General features: G+C 60.5%; 4 protein-coding genes. All 4 read right to left on the minus strand.

Features of this window, described 5'->3' with window-relative positions:
- Positions 1 to 912: ATP-binding protein (locus AB1609_17060; protein ID MEW6048157.1), on the minus strand; the 912-nt coding region annotated here is incomplete at its 3' end.
- A gap of 464 nt (positions 913 to 1,376) precedes the next feature.
- Positions 1,377 to 2,177 carry an ABC-2 family transporter protein gene (locus AB1609_17065; GenBank protein ID MEW6048158.1) on the minus strand — a complete coding sequence of 267 codons (801 nt, stop codon included), beginning with the start codon at positions 2,175 to 2,177 and terminating at the stop codon, positions 1,377 to 1,379.
- Positions 2,177 to 2,986 carry an ABC-2 family transporter protein gene (locus AB1609_17070; protein MEW6048159.1) on the minus strand — a complete coding sequence of 270 codons (810 nt, stop codon included), beginning with the start codon at positions 2,984 to 2,986 and terminating at the stop codon, positions 2,177 to 2,179. Before AB1609_17070 ends, AB1609_17065 begins: the two co-directional genes overlap by 1 nt.
- The gene (locus tag AB1609_17075) at positions 2,980 to 3,993 is read right to left on the minus strand and encodes an ATP-binding cassette domain-containing protein (protein MEW6048160.1); all 1,014 of its coding nucleotides are present in this window, start codon (positions 3,991 to 3,993) and stop codon (positions 2,980 to 2,982) included. Before AB1609_17075 ends, AB1609_17070 begins: the two co-directional genes overlap by 7 nt.
- Positions 3,994 to 4,124: the final 131 nt, after the last annotated feature.

Genomic DNA, 4,124 nt, shown 5'->3' on the forward strand with positions numbered 1-4,124 from the left:
GCCGTCAAGGTAAATCCGCACCCCCCCATGTCGCCGCCCTACGTCTGCAGCCGTTCCGACCCGTATTCCCGATCCAAGCTCACGCCTTTCAAAAAGGAAAAGGTGGACAATGCATTCGGCTCCAACCAGGGCGGGAAACCTAGTCTCAGGTGCCTCAAAACTAAGGGTGCGCTTCTCATCGCGGAAGGTAAGCGTGTAAACGGGGGTGCCGTTCTCCGACACGCGTCCGCGGAGTTTTGCCGTGGCAGCTTCCAGGAACTTGTCTGATAGCCTGCCTTCGTACTCAGGAAACTCCGGAGCCACAAACCGGACGGAAAACCCGGGCTCCGGAGCGGAATATGGCGGGGTCAAGTACAGAAGATCGTCCATCACTTCCCTGAAGTCCGACTCAGCCCACGTATCTCGGAGCCGTTGGAGCATCAACTTCACGCCGGTGGGGAGTGGGGTGTTGCTCCTTCTGACCTCGTAGTGGTGCTCTACCTGGCGCAGGTCAGCCCCAGGCCTATACTGGCTCCAGTCAAAACGCACGGTCACCTGTTCCCACGTTACTTCGTCGACCTGTGCCACGGACTGAAGAATCAGCTCCTGGCTGAGCCTTGCCGCAGCGAACCTGCCCACTCCCTTTGCGCCTGTAGTCGGTCGGCGGTACCGAGGCGAGTAGGGATTTCTCAGTTTCTGGTCGGTAGCTATCCTCATCCAGGTCCGGCGGAGGGTCTCAAAAGTCATGCCAACTCCGTTGTCCTCAACGGTAATCGAGCCCTCGGGTTTGCAAACGCGGTCAAAGGTTACCACAACCTCCGTAGCGTCCGCGTCATACGCATTCTTGATAAGCTCAGCCAGTGCCACCGACTTCCGCGCCACCAGCTTCTCTCCCAATTCCACCACAAGCGCGGCGTCGACCTCAAACGCCATTGCCCCCTGGGTCTCATTCCCTGATCGCGTGGGACTCACGGTCCTGGCCCCCTTGCACCTCGGGTCACATCAAATCCCGAAGAAAAACCGAACCCAGCGGAACCCCCAAGAAGACTTGTAAGCTGTGTCCAGCCGTATGTCAAGGCTCCTTTCAATCAACGCCCCGTTGCGGCGCTGCCGTGGCTTTGCGCGCGACGGCAGGGTCGACCTCGTAAACGTTGCCCAGCAGGGGGATGCAGCCGGTCTTGTCCACCTGGCGGTCTTCCTGCCACAGGACACCTCCCCGCAGAAAGAATGCACCAGGCAGGCCTCAAGGAATTTGGGCCGCTTACGAGATTGCCAGACGTACTGCCCGTGGTGGCTGGCCATGATGTGGAGGACTTTGGCCCGGAGGATGGCCGGGAAACTGGGGATCACTTCCATGCGCCGGCTCACCGTTTCAGCCTCCTAAGGCTTTACGTCTCTCAGCCTCCCTGGACGATAACCCGGTTAGTAGCCGCTCGCCAGAGACCGCGGGCGAGGAAGGTCAGCACCACGGCCCAGGCCAACTGGCCCAAAATGGCCTGCCAGGCAGCGGTCCCTGAGATGATGCCCGCAAAAATGGCGGTCGGTACATAGACGGTCGAGGCGAAGGGCAAGTGGCCCACTACGTTCGCCAGCCAGGTGGGGAAGACGAACAACGGAACGGTGGAACCGGAAAGCAACTCGATCGTAGCCTCACGGGCCGCTCGTATCCCCCAAGCATTAAGAGTCCAGAACGACAGGGTTTCCGTCATGAAGTTGATTAGAAACCCCACCACAACACTCGCTGCCAGGCTGAGAACGAACTGGGCCAGGGCCAGCGCAGAGTGGGGCAGTACGGGACCCACGATTAAGCTCACCGCTACGTACATCGGTAAGGCGATTCGGGCCACTTCGGCCAGAATGGCTCCCAGGTGATAAGAGAGGTAGTAGAGTTGTACGTCCGCAGGCCGCAGGAAGAGGACGGAGATATCCCCGCTGCGGATAGCCTGGGGGAGCTGGCCGGTAGGATAGGTAAACTGGTGGACTATCCGGGCCACGCAGACGTAGGTCAGCATCTCTCCCAGCGCTACTGGGAGGGTCTGCCCGGCGTCACCTGCATAGACCGCCCTCCAGAGAAAGACCAGCACCAAAACCTCCAGAACCGCAGCGAAACCGAAGGAGAAGAACCATAGGCTGTAGGACATCTCGGCCTTCAGGGCCACGGCAGCTACCGAGGCGTATCGCTTGACGGCTCCCAGCATCAGGAACCAACTCCCTCAAAGCGCCTCAAACCGGCGAGCCAGAGCCGGTAAGCTACCAAGCAAACCGCGGCGGCGGCGCCCGGCGTGGCCAGCCAACTCCAGGCATCGCCACGGCCGCTTATCAGGTGGGCCGGGTAGAAGGTAACCGCGCCGTAGGGCAGGATCCAGGTGACGATGAACCGTACGGCCCGATGGTAGGCACCCAGCGGATAGCGAGCGAAGCGGCTGAAGTTGCTCACCGCCCACATCAGGGGTGCCGAATCCACCATCCAGAACGACAGTGAAGCTACGGCCAGGTTTATACCGCCGATGATGAATGCCCCAAAAACCATGGTCAAAATGGCAACAGCCCAGCGCCACAGTTCGGTGGCCATCCCCAAGCCGGTCAGAGCGTGGCCGACCAGGGCCAGGGCAAGGGCCAACCCCCCGATGGCCTCCTCCTCGAAGTGTTCGGCGATGAGGTGAAAGAGGGGGTTAACAGGCCGGATGAGGAGACGGAGGAGATCTCCCCTGCGCACGAAGGTGGTCCCAAGAGACCACAAGTTGGAGAAGAGCAACCGGGCCAAGGAACCAGCTCCGGTAGCCAACCCGTAAAGCAGGGTTACTTCGAATACGTTCCAACCGGCCAGGCTCTTAATCCGCGTAAAGATCACCCAGATGAATAGGAGTCCCGCGGTCTGCGATATGATGAGGGCTACAGCCCCTATAACGAAGTCACCGCGGTACTCTGCGAGCCGCTTGAAATGAAGGCGCAGGAAAGCAGCGTAAAGCCGGGCGTAGCGGGCCAGGCTGGCTGACACTGTCAGCATGAGGTCTCCACTCCGCTCTCGTAGAGTGTCCGCAGTATGTCCTCTACCCTCGGCTCCTCCAGCGTCAGGTCCGCAATGCGTGCCACTCGACCGAGAGTGTCTACTAGCCAACCCACTTGGCAGGAGTGAGGTAGTTGAATCACCAGGTCGTGCGAGCTGGTCATCTCCCAAACCCCGTCCTCCTCCAGGAGCGGCTGGAGACCAGCCGCCACCGCGACGGGAGACGGAGGAACCTCAAACCGAATCTTGGCTAGCCGACGGCCAGGAAAACGCTCCCGGAGGGCGGCCAAGCTCCCGTCGAAGATGCACCGGCCCTTGTCGATGACTATCACCCGATTGCAAAGCCTTTCCACGTCGGCTAGGTCGTGTGAGGCCAGCATGATGGTTACACCCATCTCCCGGTTAACCCGCTTCAGAAATGTCCTCATCCCATGTTTGGCCGAGATGTCCAGGCCTATGGTGGGCTCATCGAGAAAGAGGACCTCCGGGTCGTGCAAAAGCGTGGCCGCTAACTCGCACCTCATGCGTTCGCCGAGACTCAACTGGCGTACAGGTCGGTTGAGGTAGGAACTGATGCCCAGACCCTCGTCCAAGACAGAGAGCTTGGCCTCCAACCTGGCCGGCGGGACCTCGTAGATGTTGGCCAGCATGCGGTAGGAGTCGATAACCGGAAGGTCCCACCACAAGTGCGAACGCTGTCCGAAGAGGGCACCGATTCGGCGGACGTAGCTGCGGCGGTCGGCATGAGGTCGTAGACCGCAGACGTACACCGTGCCGGACGTGGGGAGCAGCGTGCCGGTAAGGATCTTGAGAGATGTGGATTTGCCGGCCCCGTTGGGCCCCAAGTACCCGACCAGTTCACCCCGCCCGATTTGAAAGGAGATATCTCTCAGAGCGTGGATCTCCCGGTATCGCGGGCGGAGCAAGTGCTCGATGGTGCCCAAGAAGCCGCCTTCTCTGACCGGGACGCGGTAAACCTTGTTCAGATTTTCCACGCAGACTACCATCACCGTCTCCTCTCTCTTGCGGACGGCAGGTTCCCACAACACGAACGCACGGCACCAGACCGCGGCGTTCACGGAGCCGTACGAGTGCGGCGCCACAAAGAACTGCTATCGTAGCCCTGACAGCGATGGCG

The organism is Bacillota bacterium (assembly GCA_040754675.1).
Taxonomy (GTDB): domain Bacteria; phylum Bacillota; class Limnochordia; order Limnochordales; family Geochordaceae; genus Geochorda.

What these genes read in the sequence shown, in the direction of transcription:
- AB1609_17075 (MEW6048160.1), bottom strand. Translation starts at nt 3,993, where the DNA reads ATGGTAGTCTGCGTGGAAAATCTGAACAAGGTTTACCGCGTCCCGGTC.
- AB1609_17070 (MEW6048159.1), bottom strand. Translation starts at nt 2,986, where the DNA reads ATGCTGACAGTGTCAGCCAGCCTGGCCCGCTACGCCCGGCTTTACGCT.
- AB1609_17065 (MEW6048158.1), bottom strand. Translation starts at nt 2,177, where the DNA reads ATGCTGGGAGCCGTCAAGCGATACGCCTCGGTAGCTGCCGTGGCCCTG.